The organism is Streptomyces sp. NPDC018693 (assembly GCF_044391385.1).
In the GTDB taxonomy this organism is placed as follows: domain Bacteria; phylum Actinomycetota; class Actinomycetes; order Streptomycetales; family Streptomycetaceae; genus Streptomyces.
The window spans coordinates 179,012-193,570 of sequence record NZ_JBIRZZ010000011.1; the positions used below are offsets into that span (position 1 = coordinate 179,012).

Annotated in this window: 18 protein-coding genes and 1 tRNA gene; 7 read left to right on the plus strand and 12 right to left on the minus strand. The window is 71.3% G+C overall.

The genetic code is table 11. The features are described from left to right. Positions 1 to 10 precede the first annotated feature (10 nt). Positions 11 to 1,693: a DAK2 domain-containing protein gene (locus ACH5AC_RS26885; RefSeq protein WP_398864741.1), complete on the minus strand. Its 1,683-nt coding sequence runs from the start codon at positions 1,691 to 1,693 to the stop codon at positions 11 to 13. 268 nt (positions 1,694 to 1,961) lie between these two features. Here ACH5AC_RS26885 and rpmB point away from each other — a divergent pair, with 268 nt between their 5' ends. Beyond that, positions 1,962 to 2,147 carry a 50S ribosomal protein L28 gene (rpmB, locus tag ACH5AC_RS26890; RefSeq protein WP_003993230.1) on the plus strand — a complete coding sequence of 62 codons (186 nt, stop codon included), beginning with the start codon at positions 1,962 to 1,964 and terminating at the stop codon, positions 2,145 to 2,147. 94 nt (positions 2,148 to 2,241) lie between these two features. Here the strand turns inward: rpmB and thiD are convergent, their stop codons facing one another. Continuing rightward, positions 2,242 to 3,042: a bifunctional hydroxymethylpyrimidine kinase/phosphomethylpyrimidine kinase gene (gene thiD, locus ACH5AC_RS26895; RefSeq protein ID WP_398864742.1), complete on the minus strand. Its 801-nt coding sequence runs from the start codon at positions 3,040 to 3,042 to the stop codon at positions 2,242 to 2,244. Further along, positions 3,039 to 4,004, minus strand: a complete 966-nt coding sequence (locus tag ACH5AC_RS26900) for a thiamine-phosphate kinase (protein WP_398864743.1) — start codon at positions 4,002 to 4,004, stop codon at positions 3,039 to 3,041. The genes thiD and ACH5AC_RS26900 overlap by 4 nt, the downstream gene beginning before the upstream one ends. A 206-nt stretch (positions 4,005 to 4,210) precedes the next feature. On the opposite strand from ACH5AC_RS26900, the gene ACH5AC_RS26905 reads away from it, so the two are divergent. Both ACH5AC_RS26905 and ACH5AC_RS26910 read left to right on the plus strand, forming a co-directional pair. Next, positions 4,211 to 4,444 (plus strand): Lrp/AsnC family transcriptional regulator, encoded by a 234-nt coding sequence (locus ACH5AC_RS26905; RefSeq protein ID WP_037677600.1) that lies wholly within the window; start codon positions 4,211 to 4,213, stop codon positions 4,442 to 4,444. A 20-nt stretch (positions 4,445 to 4,464) separates the two neighbouring features. Further along, on the plus strand, positions 4,465 to 4,965 hold the full coding sequence (locus tag ACH5AC_RS26910; RefSeq protein WP_398864744.1) for a DUF3515 domain-containing protein: 501 nt from the start codon (positions 4,465 to 4,467) through the stop codon (positions 4,963 to 4,965). A gap of 95 nt (positions 4,966 to 5,060) precedes the next feature. Here the strand turns inward: ACH5AC_RS26910 and ACH5AC_RS26915 are convergent, their stop codons facing one another. From ACH5AC_RS26915 to ACH5AC_RS26925, 3 genes are all read right to left on the minus strand, one after another. Next, positions 5,061 to 6,218 (minus strand): D-alanine--D-alanine ligase family protein, encoded by a 1,158-nt coding sequence (locus ACH5AC_RS26915; RefSeq protein ID WP_398864745.1) that lies wholly within the window; start codon positions 6,216 to 6,218, stop codon positions 5,061 to 5,063. Positions 6,219 to 6,288: 70 nt separating this feature from the next. Next, positions 6,289 to 7,299, minus strand: a complete 1,011-nt coding sequence (locus ACH5AC_RS26920) for an NAD(P)H-dependent glycerol-3-phosphate dehydrogenase (RefSeq protein ID WP_398864746.1) — start codon at positions 7,297 to 7,299, stop codon at positions 6,289 to 6,291. Further along, on the minus strand, positions 7,296 to 8,060 hold the full coding sequence (locus tag ACH5AC_RS26925) for a lysophospholipid acyltransferase family protein (protein WP_398864747.1): 765 nt from the start codon (positions 8,058 to 8,060) through the stop codon (positions 7,296 to 7,298). The genes ACH5AC_RS26920 and ACH5AC_RS26925 overlap by 4 nt, the downstream gene beginning before the upstream one ends. 196 nt (positions 8,061 to 8,256) lie before the next feature. On the opposite strand from ACH5AC_RS26925, the gene cofC reads away from it, so the two are divergent. Further along, a complete protein-coding gene (gene cofC / locus ACH5AC_RS26930; protein WP_398864841.1) occupies positions 8,257 to 8,895 on the plus strand; it encodes a 2-phospho-L-lactate guanylyltransferase in 639 nt (212 codons plus the stop codon). Between the two features lie 10 nt (positions 8,896 to 8,905). Then, positions 8,906 to 9,109, plus strand: coding sequence for a hypothetical protein (locus tag ACH5AC_RS26935; protein ID WP_398864748.1), 204 nt, complete (start codon positions 8,906 to 8,908; stop codon positions 9,107 to 9,109). Positions 9,110 to 9,202: 93 nt separating this feature from the next. Here the strand turns inward: ACH5AC_RS26935 and ACH5AC_RS26940 are convergent, their stop codons facing one another. The 4 genes from ACH5AC_RS26940 to leuC all read right to left on the minus strand — a co-directional run bounded on the left by ACH5AC_RS26940 (position 9,203) and on the right by leuC (position 12,514). Next, positions 9,203 to 9,853, minus strand: a complete 651-nt coding sequence (locus ACH5AC_RS26940; protein ID WP_398864749.1) for an HU family DNA-binding protein — start codon at positions 9,851 to 9,853, stop codon at positions 9,203 to 9,205. A gap of 136 nt (positions 9,854 to 9,989) precedes the next feature. Beyond that, entirely contained in the window at positions 9,990 to 10,220 is a 231-nt protein-coding gene (locus ACH5AC_RS26945) for a hypothetical protein (protein WP_398864750.1), read from the minus strand. A 263-nt stretch (positions 10,221 to 10,483) separates the two neighbouring features. Beyond that, complete coding sequence (gene leuD / locus ACH5AC_RS26950) at positions 10,484 to 11,077, minus strand: 3-isopropylmalate dehydratase small subunit (protein ID WP_398864751.1); 594 nt, start codon at positions 11,075 to 11,077, stop codon at positions 10,484 to 10,486. A 6-nt stretch (positions 11,078 to 11,083) separates the two neighbouring features. Next, on the minus strand, positions 11,084 to 12,514 hold the full coding sequence (gene leuC / locus ACH5AC_RS26955; protein WP_398864752.1) for a 3-isopropylmalate dehydratase large subunit: 1,431 nt from the start codon (positions 12,512 to 12,514) through the stop codon (positions 11,084 to 11,086). A gap of 143 nt (positions 12,515 to 12,657) precedes the next feature. On the opposite strand from leuC, the gene ndgR reads away from it, so the two are divergent. Continuing rightward, entirely contained in the window at positions 12,658 to 13,374 is a 717-nt protein-coding gene (ndgR, locus tag ACH5AC_RS26960) for an IclR family transcriptional regulator NdgR (protein ID WP_398864753.1), read from the plus strand. A 206-nt stretch (positions 13,375 to 13,580) separates the two neighbouring features. Here the strand turns inward: ndgR and ACH5AC_RS26965 are convergent, their stop codons facing one another. After that, positions 13,581 to 13,727, minus strand: a complete 147-nt coding sequence (locus ACH5AC_RS26965) for a hypothetical protein (protein ID WP_398864754.1) — start codon at positions 13,725 to 13,727, stop codon at positions 13,581 to 13,583. A 38-nt stretch (positions 13,728 to 13,765) separates the two neighbouring features. Between ACH5AC_RS26965 and ACH5AC_RS26970 the strand changes: the two genes are divergently transcribed. Then, a complete protein-coding gene (locus ACH5AC_RS26970; protein ID WP_398864755.1) occupies positions 13,766 to 14,410 on the plus strand; it encodes a MerR family transcriptional regulator in 645 nt (214 codons plus the stop codon). Between the two features lie 48 nt (positions 14,411 to 14,458). Here ACH5AC_RS26970 and ACH5AC_RS26975 read toward each other — a convergent pair. After that, positions 14,459 to 14,531 (minus strand) — tRNA-Glu (locus ACH5AC_RS26975). Positions 14,532 to 14,559 lie beyond the last annotated feature (28 nt).

Sequence of the window (14,559 nt, forward strand, 5' to 3'; positions counted from 1 at the left end):
GCGCCAAGCCCTACTCCACGCCGATCAGCAGCAGCGCTCCCTGTCGCCCGCCTCGGTACACCACCGTGTCGACGGCGAGGTACGCCTCCCGTACGCGTGCCTGGAGGTGCTCGGCGATGCCCTCGGGGGCCTCGTCGCCGAGCACCAGGGTGACGAGTTCGCCGCCCGCCGCGAGCATCCGGTCGAGGACGGCCCGGGCGGTGGCGGTGACGTCCGAGCCGATCACCGCCACATCGCCGTCGATGAGGCCGAGGACATCGCCGGCCTGGCAGATGCCGGCCATGGTCCACGACTGGCGTTCGGCGACGGCGACCTCGGCGTAGCGGGTGGCGCCGGCCGCCGAGGTCATCGCGACGACGTCCTCGTCGAAGCGGCGGTCGGGCTCGTGGACGGCGAGCGCGGCGATGCCCTGGACCGCGGCGCGGGTCGGGATGAGGGCGACGCGAATGCCCTCGGCGCGGGCCTGTTCGGCGGCAGCGGCGGCGGTGTGGCGCAGCTCGGCGTCGTTGGGCAGCAGGACGACTTCGCGCGCGTGGGCGCGCCGTACGGCCTCGACGAGCTCCCCGCTGGCGGGCGGCTCCCCGGGGCGGGCGAGGACGGTGGTCGCGCCGGCCTCGGCGCACAGCCCGGCCAGGCCCTCACCGGGCACCACGGCGACCACGGCCCGCTGGACCCGCTCGCGGGGCGGCCGCTCGCCGCGCGCGGTGTGCACGTCGCCGGCGCCGAAGTGGGTGATCCTGATCCGGTACGGCCGTCCCGCCTCGACGCCGGCCTCCACGGCGGCGCCGGCGTCGTCGACGTGCACATGGACGTTCCACAGGCCGTCGCCGCCGACCACCACGAGGGAGTCGCCGAGGGCGTCCAGCCGCTGCCGCAGCCGGTCCACGGCGGCGTCCTCGGCCTCCAGGAGGTAGATCACCTCGAAGGCGGGCCCGCTGTCGTCCCCGCAGCTCTCGGCCGGGGCGGCGTCGTGCTGCTCCACGCGCGCGTGGACCCAGGCGGCGGAGTGGTCCGTGCCCAGCGCCCCCGGCGTCTCCCCCGTGAACGTCTCCACCAGGGCCCCGAGCACCGCCACCAGCCCCCGCCCGCCCGCGTCGACCACGCCGGACCGCTCCAGGACGGGCAACTGGGACGGGGTCTCGGCCAGCGCGCGGCACGCCCCCCGGTAGGCGGCCCGGGCGACCGTCCCGCACTCGCCCTCCGCTTCCGCGGCCGCGTCGGCCGCGGCGGACGCGACCGACAGCACCGTGCCCTCCACCGGGTGGGCGACGGCCCGGCGGGCCGCGTCGGCGGCACACCGCAGTGCACGGCTCAGCCCCGCGCCGTCGGTGTGCGGGGTCTCACCGTCGGCGGCGAGCACCTGCGCCATGCCGCGCAGCAGCTGGGCGAGGATCGTCCCGGAGTTTCCGCGCGCCCCTATGAGCGCGCCGTGCGCCATCGCGCGCGTGGCGTCGGCGAGCGAGGGGGTGCCGGCCGGCGCGGCCCCGGCCTCGTGCCCGGCGAAGACCGCCTCGACCGCGGTGGCCGCGGACTCGACGGTCAGGTAGAGGTTGGTGCCGGTGTCCCCGTCGGCCACCGGGTACACGTTGATCGCGTCGATCTCCTCACGCGCGCGTCCCAGCGCCCGGAGCGCGAGGCCGCACCAGGTGCGTACCGCGAGAGCATCGAGGAATGTCTGCGGCACCTGCGCCACCTGCGCCTCCTTGAGCTGCTGGAACGTGGGACGCAGCGTAGACCTTGATCGGTTGCCCGCTGGAAGAGGGCCGGGCAGGGCCGGACGCGGGTCCCGGGCCGACCATGGTAGTTTCGTTGTACGGACGCAGCCGTTGTATGCTGCTCCGGTTGCCCGATCCCGATCGGGCTCTTCCCCTGGCAACGCCACTCAAGATTCAGGTCTTAGGATCTCGATCCCGGCATGCCGGGATCAACCGTAAGTGCATCTGAAGTCTTTGGAGTGACCCGTGGCTGCCAACTGCGACGTCTGCGGCAAGGGGCCGGGCTTCGGCAACAACATCTCGCACTCGCACCGCCGTACGTCCCGCCGCTGGAACCCGAACATCCAGCGTGTGCGTACCGTGGTCGGCGGGACGCCGAAGCGCGTGAACGCCTGCACCTCGTGCATCAAGGCCGGCAAGGTCTCGCGCTGACGCTCAGCTAAGCGCGCGGCCACAGCTGGTTCGCTGCTCGGAGCCGGTCCACCTCGTGTGGACCGGCTTTTGGCATGCCCGCGCACACCGGGCCTCAGACGCCCTGTGTGTCCCTCCTGAGGTCCCAGCCGTGGTCCACCGGCCCGATCCCCGCGCCGAGCGCGAAGCCCGCGGCGATCGCCCCGGTGACGTACTCCTTGGCCGCGGTCACCGCCTCCGGCACGGACCGGCCCCTCGCCAGACCGCACGCGATGGCGGAGGCGAGAGTGCAGCCCGTGCCGTGGCTGTGCCGGTTGTCGTGGCGGGGAGCGCGCAGCCAGTGCTCCTCGGTGCCGTCGGTGAGCAGGTCGACGGCCTCACCGGCGAGATGACCGCCCTTGATCACCACCCATCGCGGCCCGTACGCCAGCACGGCCGCCGCGGCCCGCCGCAGGTCGCCCTCCGACTCGACGCGTACGCCGGTGAGTTGGGCCACCTCGTCGAGGTTGGGCGTGGCGACGGTGGCGGCCGGCAGCAGCCTGGTCCGTACGGAGTCCAGGGCGGAGGCGGCCAGCAGCGGATCGCCGTGCTTGGAGACGCCGACCGGGTCGACGACGGCGGGCGCGTCCGTGCCGGCCAGCAACCCGGCGACGGCCTCGACGAGTTCGGCCGAGGCGAGCATGCCGGTCTTCACGGCCTGCACGCCGATGTCGTCCACGACGCTGCGGTACTGCGCCCGCACCGCCTCCACCGGCAGCTCCCAAGCTCCCTGCACGCCCAGGGAGTTCTGCGCGGTGACCGCGGTGACCACGCTCATGCCGTGCACACCGAGCGCCAGCATCGTCTTCAGGTCGGCCTGGATCCCGGCACCCCCGCCGGAGTCGGAGCCCGCCACGGTCAACACCCTGGGGATCATGACTCGATGTCCCCGAAGTGGTCCCAGCCGCCCTTGCTGGTCCACGGTGCCCCGTCGACCGTCACCTGGGGCAGCGCGGAGGGGTTGAGGACCTCGCCGATGACCTTCCAGCGGGCCGGCAGCTTCACGTCCGGCGGGAAGGTCGCCACGATGGCGTGGTCCTCGCCGCCGCTGAGCACCCACTGGATCGGGTCGACACCGACGGCCTGCCCGATGTCGTTCATCTGGGACGGGATGTCGATCGCACCGGAACGGATGTCGATACGCACCTTGCTGGCCTCGGCGATGTGCCCGAGGTCGGCGATCAGCCCGTCGCTGACGTCGCACATGGCGGTCGCGCCGAGCGCGGCGGCCGCCGGGCCCGCGTGGTACGGCGGCTCCGGGCGGCGGTGCGCCTCGACGAAGGCGCGCGGCGAGCGGAAGCCGCGGGAGAGCACCGCGTACCCGGCCGCCGACCAGCCCAGCCAGCCGGTGACGGCGACGAGGTCGCCGGGCTGGGCGCCGCCCCGGGTGACGGGCTCCTGGTTGCGCAGATCGCCGAGCGCGGTGATCGACACCATGATCAGGTCGCCGCGTACGACATCGCCGCCGACCACGGCCGCGCCGGCCACCTGGCACTCGTCGCGCAGCCCGTCCATCAGCTCGCTCGGCCAGGTCACCGGCAGCTCGGGGGGCACGACCAGGCCGAGCAGCAGGGCGGTCGGCACGGCGCCCATGGCGGCGATGTCGGCGAGGTTCTGGGCGGCGGCCTTGCGGCCGACGTCGTAGGCGGTGGACCAGTCGCGCCGGAAGTGCCGGCCCTCCAGGAGGATGTCCGTACTGGCCACGACCCGCCGGTCGGGCGCGGCCACCACGGCTGCGTCGTCGCCGGGGCCGACCCGCACCGCCGGGGTGGTGGTGAGCCGGGAGGTGAGCTCCCTGATGAGCCCGAACTCACCGAGCTCACCAACAGTGCCCTTCATTACCCTTACGCCCCTTCTGTTCCTGTCCGTGCCCGGTCGCGCAGGACCAGTGTCCTCGATACGGTCGAGGTGACCGTCGTCTTCCGTCGTGCCTGCACCCCGGCGCGTGAGTCGCGGTTCCCGCAGGTCTCCCCGCGGCGAGCGGCGACGCGATACCGTGGCGTTCCTTTCCCCCACATGATCCTCGTGGCCGCCCTGGAGGTTCCGTGGTACAGGCGTACATCCTGATCCAGACGGAGGTCGGCAAAGCGTCGACCGTCGCCGAGACCATCAGCAAGATTCCCGGTGTCGTCCAGGCAGAGGACGTGACCGGACCGTATGACGTGATCGTGCGGGCCCAGGCCGACACGGTCGATGACCTCGGCCGGATGGTGGTCGCCAAGGTCCAGCAGGTGGACGGGATCACCCGAACCCTGACCTGCCCGGTCGTGCATCTGTAACCCCCGTCTACCCTTGGCCGGTGAACTCTTCGCGTCACCGGCTCAGAATCCTCATCGGGCCGCCCGCGCTCGCACTGTCGATCGCGGCGGCGGGTTGCTCCTCAGCAGACGACACCGCGTCGACGGCGGTTCCCTCGCCGGGGGACCGGGCCGCGGCACTCTGCCGTGACCTGGACAAGGAGCTGCCGTCGAGGGTGGACGACCAGGATCGCCGGGATCCCACGCCGGTCTCCGCGTTGACCGCGGGGTGGGGGGACCCGGCGATCATACTGCGCTGCGGTGTCGAGCGACCCGAGAAGATGTCCGACCCCGAGGCGGACTCCGTCGAGGTGGACGGGGTGGGGTGGTTGATGGAGGAGCAGGACGACGGGTCGTTCCGGTTCACGACGGCCTTGCGCAGGGCGTATGTCGAGGTGTCCATCCCCGCGAAGCGTGCGGCGAACGGGATGGCGCCGTTGGTGGATCTGGCGCCTGCCATTGAGAAAGCGGTGCCGGAAGGAATTGCCGACCAGTCGCCGTAGGGGGCGCGATGAGCTGTCGCGTGCGGGCCGTCTGTGGCTGGTCCCGCCCACGCGGCGGAGCCGCATATCGATACAGCCCCGCGCCCCTGGGTGGGTCAGCGCAGGCCCGTTGAACGGCGCAGGGCCGCCTGGATCAGGCGATCCACCAGCTCGGGATAGCTGATCCCGCTCGCCTGCCACATCTGCGGGTACATCGAGATCGGCGTGAAGCCGGGCATCGTGTTGATCTCGTTGATGACGAAGTCGCCGTCCTCGGTGAGGAAGAAGTCCGCGCGGACCAGGCCCTCGCAGGAGGCGGCCTCGAAGGCGGCCACGGCGAGGCGCTGGACCTCGGCGGTCTCGTCCGGGGAGAGCGGGGCGGGGACGATGCCGGGCGTGGAGTCGATGTACTTGGCCTCGAAGTCGTAGTACGCGTGCGCGTCCGGCGGCGGGATCTCGGCGGGCACGGAGGCGCGCGGGCCGTCCTCGAACTCCAGGACGCCGCACTCGATCTCACGGCCGCGCAGCGCGGCCTCGACGAGGATCTTCGGGTCGTGCCGCTGGGCCTCGGCGATGGCGTCGTCCAGGCCGGCGAGGTCGTCGACCTTGGTGATGCCGATGGACGAACCGGCGCGCGCGGGCTTCACGAACAGCGGCCAGCCGTGCTCGGCGGCGAAGTCGACGATCTTCTTGCGGGCGGCCGACTCGTCCTGCTGCCACTCGCGGGGCCGGATCACCACGTACGGGCCGACCTTGAGCCCGAAGGAGGTGAACACCCGCTTCATGTACTCCTTGTCCTGGCCGACGGCCGAGGCGAGCACGCCCGAACCCACGTACGGCACACCGGAGAGCTCCAGCAGGCCCTGCAGGGTGCCGTCCTCGCCGTAGGGGCCGTGCAGCACCGGGAAGACGACGTCGACCTCGCCGAGCGCCTTGGGCACCGATCCGGGCTCGGTGTAGACGACTTCGCGGCTCGCGGGGTCGACGGGGAGCACCACGCCGCCCTCACTGGACTCGGCCAGCTGCTCGACGTTCGGCGTGCGGCGCTCGGTGATCGCCATGCGTTCCGGTTCGTCGGCGGTGAGCGCCCAGCGGCCGTCCTGGGTGATGCCGATCGGCAGGACGTCGTACACGGTCCGGTCGATGGCCTTCAGGACGGCGCCGGCGGTGACCACGGAGATCCCGTGTTCGGAGCTGCGGCCGCCGAACACGACGGCCACGCGCGGCTTGCGAGGCGGCTGCTGAGGGCTCTGGGGGAGGTTCTCGGTGCTCATATCGCGATGAGAGTACCCGGTGGTAGGGCGCCGAGACAGCGTCCACCCCGGCCCTTCGGGACGGCGTCGCTCAGTGTCGTTCCGGCTTCGCGCTGCGCGACATCAGCTCCTTGAGCGCGACCACCGGCGGCTTGCCCTCGTGCACGATGCCGACGACGGTCTCGGTGATGGGCATGTCGACGCCGTGCCGGCGGGCCAGATCCAGCACGGACTCGCAGGACTTGACGCCCTCGGCGGTCTGCTTGGTGACCGCGATGGTCTCCTGAAGGGTCATGCCCTTGCCGAGGTTGGTGCCGAAGGTGTGGTTGCGCGACAGCGGTGAGGAGCAGGTGGCCACCAGGTCGCCCAGACCCGCGAGCCCGGAGAAGGTCAGCGGGTCGGCGCCCATGGCGAGGCCGAGCCGGGTGGTCTCCGCCAGACCGCGGGTGATCAGCGAGCCCTTGGCGTTGTCGCCGAGGCCCATGCCGTCGGCGATGCCCACCGCGAGTCCGATGACGTTCTTGACCGCGCCGCCCAGTTCGCAGCCGACCACGTCGGTGTTGGTGTACGGGCGGAAGTACGGCGTGTGGCAGGCGGCCTGGAGCCGCTGGGCGACGGCCTCGTCGGTGCAGGCGACGACGGACGCGGCCGGCATGCGGGAGGCGATCTCGCGTGCGAGGTTGGGACCGGTGACCACGGCGACGCGGTCCCGGCCGACCTTGGCGACGTCCTCGACGACCTCGCTCATCCGCATGGTGGTGCCGAGTTCGACGCCCTTCATCAGGGAGACGAGCACGGTGTGCGGCGCCAGCAGCGGGGTCCACTCGGCGAGGTTGGCGCGCAGCGTCTGCGACGGGATGGCCAGGACGGTGAAGTCGGCGTCGCGGGCGGCCTCGGCGGGGTCGGCGGTGGCGCGCAGGTTCTCGGGGAGTTCCACACCGGGCAGGTAGTCGGGGTTGGTCCGCGTGGAGTTGACCGCGTCGGCCAGTTCGGGGCGGCGGGCCCACAGCGTCACCTCGCAGCCCGCGTCGGCGAGCACCATGCCGAAGGCGGTGCCCCAGGATCCGGTGCCGAAGACGGCTGCCCTGACGGTCTTGCTCACTTGCCGCTCTCCCCTTCACGTCCGGCCTGCGCCTCGGTCCTGCGTCGCTGCTCGATCCGCTCCCGGCGCGGGTCGTAGGGCGTCTCGGGCGCCTTCTCGCCGCGGATCTCCTCCAGCTGGCGGGTGATGGCCTCCATGATGACCTCGGTGGCCTCCTTGAGGAGCTCCGCGGTCATCTCCTGGTCGTAGAAGCGGGAGAGGTCCACGGGCGGGCCCGCGAGGACGTGGTGGGTCTTGCGCGGCAGCAGGTGGGGCTTCTTGGCGTAGGGCGGCAGCAGTTCGTTGCAGCCCCACTGAGCGACCGGGACGACCGGGCACTTGGTCTGCAGCGCGACGCGCGCGGCACCGGTCTTGGCGGTCATCGGCCAGCCGTCCGGGTCGCGGGTGAGGGTGCCCTCGGGGTAGAAGGCGACGCACTCGCCGCGCTCCACGGCGTCGATCGCGGCCCGGAAGGCGCTGAGCGCGTCGGTGGACTCGCGGTAGACGGGGATCTGCCCGGTGCCGCGCATGGCGGCGCCGATGAACCCCTTCTTGAAGAGCCCGCTCTTCGCCAGGAATCGCGGCACTCGCCCGGTGTTGTACTGGTAGTGCGCGTAGGCGAAGGGGTCGATGTGGGAATTGTGGTTCACCGCGGTGATAAATCCGCCCTCGGCCGGAATGTGCTCCATTCCACGCCAGTCCCGCTTGATCAGAACCACCAGCGGCGGTTTGCAGAGCACCGCGGCGAAGCGGTACCAGAAGCCGATTCTGCGGCGGGGCACGCGGACACCTTCCTCTAGGACTACCCAGGCCCTTCCCGGGCCTTCCCGGGACTTCCTCCGGGCCCGGGGGGCCGCACAAGTGTGGCGCCGGGCCGCCGGTCTGTCGAGAACACCGTACGCCCCGACCGGAGAACCGCCGGATGAGCCACGTGAATGGCGGGTGACAATGACGGCCACGAGAGAGGGCGGTACGTCGGTGCAGTGGACCCTGGTCATCCCCCTGAAGCCCTTGGCACGGGCCAAGAGCAGGCTGGCGGACACCGCCGACGACGCCCTGCGCCCGTCGCTCGCACTCGCGTTCGCGCAGGACACGGTGGCGGCCGCGCTGGCCGCGCCGCCGGTACGGGATGTGGTGGTCGTCACGGACGACACGCTGGCCGGGCGGGAGCTTTCGGCGCTGGGCGCCCGGATCGTGCCGGACGCGCCGCGCTCCGGCCTGAACGCCGCGCTGGCGCACGGCGCCTCCGCCGTACGTTCCGCACGCCCGGGAAGTGCCGTGGCGGCCCTCAACGCGGATCTGCCGGCGCTGCGGCCGCCGGAATTGGCCCGGGTGCTCGACTCCGCCGCGGAATTCCCCCGCGCTTTTCTCGCGGATGCGGCCGGTATCGGCACGACATTGCTGGCGGTGGCCCCCGGCGATGAATTGCGGCCGGCATTCGGTACGGATTCCCGCGCCCGGCACCGCGCCTCCGGCGCCCGGGAACTCGGTCTCACGGACGTGGACTCCGTGCGCCAGGACGTGGACACCGGCGGCGATCTGCGGGCGGCGCTGGCGCTGGGTGTGGGTCCCCGGACGGCCGCGGCCGCCGCGCGGCTGCTGACAGCGGGGCAGTAGGCTGCGTTTCATGCAGGCGACCGCGTACACGTACGACCCCGAGAGCCGCAGTGGTCAGGTGCTGCTCGACGACGGCACGCCGGTGCCCTTCGACGCCGTGGCGTTCGACGCGGGCGGGCTGCGGCTGCTGCGGCCGGGGCAGCGGGTGCGGATCGAGACGGAGGGCGAGGGCGAGGCCCGGCGCATCACCCTGGTGACACTCCAGACGCTCTGACCACACAGGTGCCCTGAGGTTCCGAGCACGCCGCGGGCCGGACTCCATGCGGGAGTCCGGCCCGGCGCGTGAGTGCCCTTCGACGTCTGGTGCCTAGCGGGCGGCGGCCTTCTTGGCGGTGGTCTTGCGTGCGGTCGACTTCTTGGCGGGGGCCTTCTTGGCCGTCGCCTTCTTCGCCGGCGCCTTCTTGGCCGTCGTCTTCTTCGCGGCCGCCGCGGTCTTCGCGGGGGCGGCCTTCTTTGCGGCCGCCGTGGTCTTCTTGGCGGTCGTCGTCTTCTTCGCCGTGGTCTTCTTGGCCGTGGTCTTCTTCGCGGCCGCCGTGGTCTTCTTCGCGGGGGCGGCCTTCTTCGCCGCGGCCGCCTTGGTGGTCTTCTTCGCGGCGGCCTTCTTGACCGTCGCGGCCGCGCCGCCGGTCAGGCTGCCCTTGGGTGCCTTCTTGACGGCGACCTCGCCACCGCGCGGGAGCTTCTTCGAGCCGCTCACCAGGTCCTTGAAGCCCTGACCGGCGCGGAAGCGCGGCACGGAGGTCTTCTTGACCCGAACCCGCTCGCCGGTCTGGGGGTTGCGGGCGTAGCGAGCGGGGCGGTCGACCTTCTCGAACGAACCGAAGCCGGTGACAGAGACCCGCTCACCTGCGACGACCGCGCGGACGATGGCGTCCAGTACATGGTCGACAGCATCGGCGGCCTGCTGGCGGCCGCCCATCTTGTCGGCAATCGCTTCTACGAGCTGCGCCTTGTTCACGTCTTCCCCTTCGGAGACATTGCCCGAACGAAAGTGTTCAAGCTTTTTCGCACGTTAGGCAGATATATACCGCAAATCAAACACGAAACGGGCTTATCACCCTTGTGCCGCAACAGACTCGGCCGCGGTGGCGCGTTCAGCGTTCCTCGTCGGGGATCCGTCCCTCGTCGAGGTCCGCCGTGAACCGCTCCAGCCGCCTTGTCGCGTCGGCGAGATCGTGCTTGGCCGCGGCCGTAATGACCAGCAGCTTCCGGGTCAGCGCCATCCGTACGCCCTCCGGGACTTGCAGTGCGCGCACTCTTGCGTGCGCTTCCTTGAGCTGGTTCGCGACCGCCGTATAGAGCTCGAGTTGGCCGTCGTGTTCCATGCACAGATTGTGCCATCTGGGGCGAGTTGTCGCCCCCCAGGGGTGCAACTGCCGCCCCGAACGGCCTTCCGGGCACGGGCGGACGCCGCGTCCACAGCAGCCGCGTACCCCGGCAAACACCGCTCTAACGTGGGAAGTTGAGAAGGTTCCGGGTGGATCACAGAGCCGGAGGGGCACAGAAACGGCCGTACCCCCGATCGGTCCGATCGGGGGTACGGCGGGTGGTTCGCGGTGGCCGAAACTCGACCTGTGTCAGCGGATGCTCAGACCTGCAGCGTCCGCGGCTTGAAGGAGGGGCGCTTCGCCTCGTACGCGGCGATGTCGGCCTCGTTCTGGAGGGTGATGGAGATGTCGTCCAGCCCGTTCAGCAGCCGCCAGCTGGAGTTCTCGTCCAGCTCGAAGGCGGCGGTGATGCCCTCGGCGCGCACCTCACGAGCCTCAAGGTCCACAGTGACCTCAGTAGTGGGGTCCTTCTCCGTGAGTTCCCACAGGGCGTCCACGATCTTCTGCTCCAGAACCACCGTGAGCAGGCCGTTCTTGAGCGAGTTGCCTCGGAAGATGTCGGCGAAGCGGGAGGAGATCACGGCCTTGAAGCCGTAGTTCTGCAGCGCCCAGACGGCGTGCTCGCGGGAGGAGCCGGTGCCGAAGTCGGGGCCGGCGACCAGCACGGTCGCGCCCTGCCGCTCGGGCCGGTTGAGGACGAAGCTCTCGTCCTTGCGCCATGCCTCGAACAGCCCGTCCTCGAAGCCGTCCCGGGTCACCTTCTTGAGCCAGTGGGCGGGGATGATCTGGTCGGTGTCGACGTTGGAGCGGCGCAGCGGGACGGCCCGGCCGGTGTGCGTGGTGAATGCTTCCATGGCTGATCAGACTCCAGCGGGCGTACGGGTCTCGGCGTCGGACAGGTCGGCCGGGGAGGCCAGGTGGCCCAGGACGGCCGTGGCGGCCGCGACCTGCGGCGACACCAGGTGCGTACGACCGCCCTTGCCCTGCCGGCCCTCGAAGTTGCGGTTGGAGGTGGACGCGGAGCGCTCACCGGGGGCCAGCTGGTCCGGGTTCATGCCCAGACACATGGAGCAGCCCGCGTGCCGCCATTCGGCGCCGGCCTCCTTGAAGACCACGTCCAGGCCCTCGGAGACGGCCTGCAGACCCACGCGCGCGGAGCCGGGGACGACGAGCATGCGTACGCCGTCGGCGACTTTGCGGCCCTTGACGAGTTCGGCGGCGGCGCGCAGGTCCTCGATGCGGCCGTTGGTGCAGGAGCCTACGAAGACGGTGTCCACCTTGATGGAGCGCAGCGGCTGACCGGCCTCCAACCCCATGTATTCCAGGGCCTTTTCGGCGGCGAGGCGCTCCGATGCGTCTTCGTACGAAGCCGGGTCGGGGACGGATGCCGAAAGCGGTGCGCCCTGGCCGGGGTTGGTGCCCCAGGTGACGAACGGGGACAGCTCGGCGGCCTCGATGACCACCTCGGCGTCGAACTCGGCGTCGTCGTCCGTCCTGAGCGTCTTCCAGTACGCGACGGCCGCGTCCCAGTCCTCGCCCTCGGGGGCGTGCGGGCGGCCCTTGAGGTAGGCGAAGGTGGTCTCGTCGGGGGCGATCATGCCCGCGCGGGCACCGGCCTCGATCGACATGTTGCAGATGGTCATCCGGGCCTCCATCGAGAGCTTCTCGATGGCCTCGCCGCGGTATTCCAGGACGTAGCCCTGGCCGCCACCCGTGCCGATCCTGGCGATGATCGCCAGGATCAGGTCCTTGGCGGTGACGCCCTCGGGCAGTTCGCCGTTGACCGTGATGGCCATGGTCTTCGGGCGGACCAGCGGCAGCGTCTGGGTGGCCAGGACGTGCTCGACCTGGGAGGTGCCGATGCCGAACGCCAGGCCGCCGAAGGCGCCGTGCGTGGAGGTGTGGGAGTCGCCGCAGACGACGGTCATGCCCGGCTGGGTCAGCCCCAGCTGGGGACCCACGACGTGCACGACGCCCTGCTCTACGTCGCCCAGCGGGTGCAGCCGCACGCCGAACTCGGCGCAGTTCTTGCGCAGCGTCTCCAGCTGGACGCGGGAGACCGGGTCCGCGATGGGCTTGTCGATGTCGAGGGTCGGGGTGTTGTGATCCTCGGTGGCGATGGTCAGATCGAGCCGGCGCACCTGGCGACCGCTCTTGCGCAGGCCGTCGAACGCCTGGGGGCTGGTCACCTCGTGCAGCAGGTGCAGATCGATGAAGAGGAGGTCGGGCTCGCCCTCGGCGCGCCGGACGACATGGTCGTCCCAGACCTTCTCCGCGAGTGTCCTACCCATCGCTTTCCCTCCGGCCGGCAGAGGTGCGCCGACCACAACTAGAGACCGGCCCGTTAGGTCTACGGGCCGCTGTGCTCCAAGGGTTGCGCGTCTCACGGAAAAATGAACTTGCGTTTCACAGAGTGAGACGGGAGTATCGTTGCATGGACAACAGTAGCGGCGTCGGCGTTCTGGACAAGGCAGCCCTTGTCCTGAGCGCCCTGGAGTCCGGTCCGGCCACCCTCGCAGGGCTGGTCACCGCGACCGGACTGGCACGACCCACGGCCCACCGGCTGGCCGTGGCTCTGGAACACCACCGTATGGTGGCGCGCGACATGCAGGGGCGCTTCATTCTCGGCCCCCGCCTGGCAGAACTGGCAGCGGCCGCCGGCGAGGACCGCCTCCTCGCGACCGCCGGCCCGGTGCTCACCCATCTCCGTGACGTCACCGGCGAGAGCGCCCAGCTCTACCGCCGCCAGGGCGACATGCGCATCTGCGTCGCCGCGGCGGAACGCCTGTCCGGCCTGCGGGACACGGTCCCGGTCGGCTCGACGCTCACGATGAAGGCGGGCTCCTCGGCCCAGATCCTCATGGCCTGGGAGGAGCCCGAGCGCCTCCACCGCGGCCTGCAGGGCGCCCGCTTCACGGCGACGGCCCTGTCGGGCGTACGACGCCGTGGCTGGGCCCAGTCGATCGGCGAGCGGGAGCCGGGCGTCGCCTCGGTCTCCGCCCCCGTACGCGGCCCGTCGAACCGCGTGGTGGCCGCCGTCTCGGTCTCCGGCCCCATCGAGCGTCTGACCCGCCACCCGGGCCGTATGCACGCGCAGGCCGTCATCGACGCGGCGGCCCGCCTCTCCGAGGCCCTGCGCCGCTCGAGCTGATCAACCAGGAGCGGCCCCCAGGGAAAGCGCCGGCCTCAACGCCGCGGCAGGCTCTTTCCCCCAGGGAGTCGCCCTGCCTTCCCGCCAGGCCGAACCGGTCCTCGCGTAGCGCCCCCGCGCCTGCAGCGGCACCTGTCCGTGCGCGGCCGTCGGCCCGAACGTCGGCATGTCCCGTAGACCGCCTCGTAAGACCCCTCCGGCACGACCTACACCTCGTGCCAGACCCCCACCTGCCCGCGCAGCCTCCCGCCCCGCTCAAGGCGGTTGATCTTCCCCCACGCCTCCCGCATCCCCATCAGGACGACCACGCCCCCGGGTATGGCGGTGGTACGACTGACAGGCTTCTCGGGCACGCTTGGATAGTGCTGTTATCCAAGAAGGGGCGCAAGACGTGCGGCTGGCGGAACTCAGCGAGAGGAGCGGTGTCTCCGCCGCGACGATCAAGTACTACCTGCGCGCGGGGCTGTTGCCGCCCGGCCGCCAGGTCAACCGGACCACCGCGGAGTACAGCGAGGAGCATCTGCGCCGGCTGCGGCTGGTGCGCGCGATGATCCAGGTCGGCGGGCTTCCGGTGGCGAAGGTGCGCGAGGTGCTCGGGCACGTGGACGACGACTCCCTGGGCCGCTCGATCCGTCTGGGCGCGGCGATGTGGGCACTGCCGCGGGTGCCGGAGCCGGACGAGGACGACGAGTACGTCCGGGCGGCGCACCAGGAGGTCCACACGCTCCTCGACCGGCTCGGCTGGGAGAACGCCCTGCGGCTGTCGACCATCTCCCCCGCGTACCGCTCGCTGGTGGTGGCGGTGGCCGCGTTCCGTCGGCTCGGCTACGACTGGGGGGCCGAACTGCTCGCACCATACGCGGAGTTGATGCACCGGACAGCCGTCCTCGACCTGGACTTCATGGAGGAGCACCCGTCGGAGGCGGAGCAGGTCGAGTCCGCGGTCCTGGGGGCGATCCTCAACGAGCCGGTGCTGCAGGCGCTGCACCGGCTGGCCCAGGAGGAGGAGACGACGCGGCGGTACGGCTTCGGGTGAGAACGCCGATGGGGCCCTCACCGAAGTGAGGGCCCCATCGGGCTTCTGTACCCCCGACCGGATTCGAACCGGCGCTACCGCCTTGAGAGGGCGGCGTGCTAGGCCGCTACACAACGGGGGCGTGGACACTGCGTTTCCGCAGGTCCGAG

What these genes read in the sequence shown, in the direction of transcription:
- thiD (WP_398864742.1), bottom strand. Translation starts at nt 3,042, where the DNA reads ATGATCCCCAGGGTGTTGACCGTGGCGGGCTCCGACTCCGGCGGGGGT.
- ACH5AC_RS26900 (WP_398864743.1), bottom strand. Translation starts at nt 4,004, where the DNA reads ATGAAGGGCACTGTTGGTGAGCTCGGTGAGTTCGGGCTCATCAGGGAG.
- ACH5AC_RS26915 (WP_398864745.1), bottom strand. Translation starts at nt 6,218, where the DNA reads ATGAGCACCGAGAACCTCCCCCAGAGCCCTCAGCAGCCGCCTCGCAAG.
- ACH5AC_RS26935 (WP_398864748.1), top strand. Translation starts at nt 8,906, where the DNA reads ATGCAGGCGACCGCGTACACGTACGACCCCGAGAGCCGCAGTGGTCAG.
- ACH5AC_RS26945 (WP_398864750.1), bottom strand. Translation starts at nt 10,220, where the DNA reads ATGGAACACGACGGCCAACTCGAGCTCTATACGGCGGTCGCGAACCAG.
- leuD (WP_398864751.1), bottom strand. Translation starts at nt 11,077, where the DNA reads ATGGAAGCATTCACCACGCACACCGGCCGGGCCGTCCCGCTGCGCCGC.
- leuC (WP_398864752.1), bottom strand. Translation starts at nt 12,514, where the DNA reads ATGGGTAGGACACTCGCGGAGAAGGTCTGGGACGACCATGTCGTCCGG.
- ndgR (WP_398864753.1), top strand. Translation starts at nt 12,658, where the DNA reads ATGGACAACAGTAGCGGCGTCGGCGTTCTGGACAAGGCAGCCCTTGTC.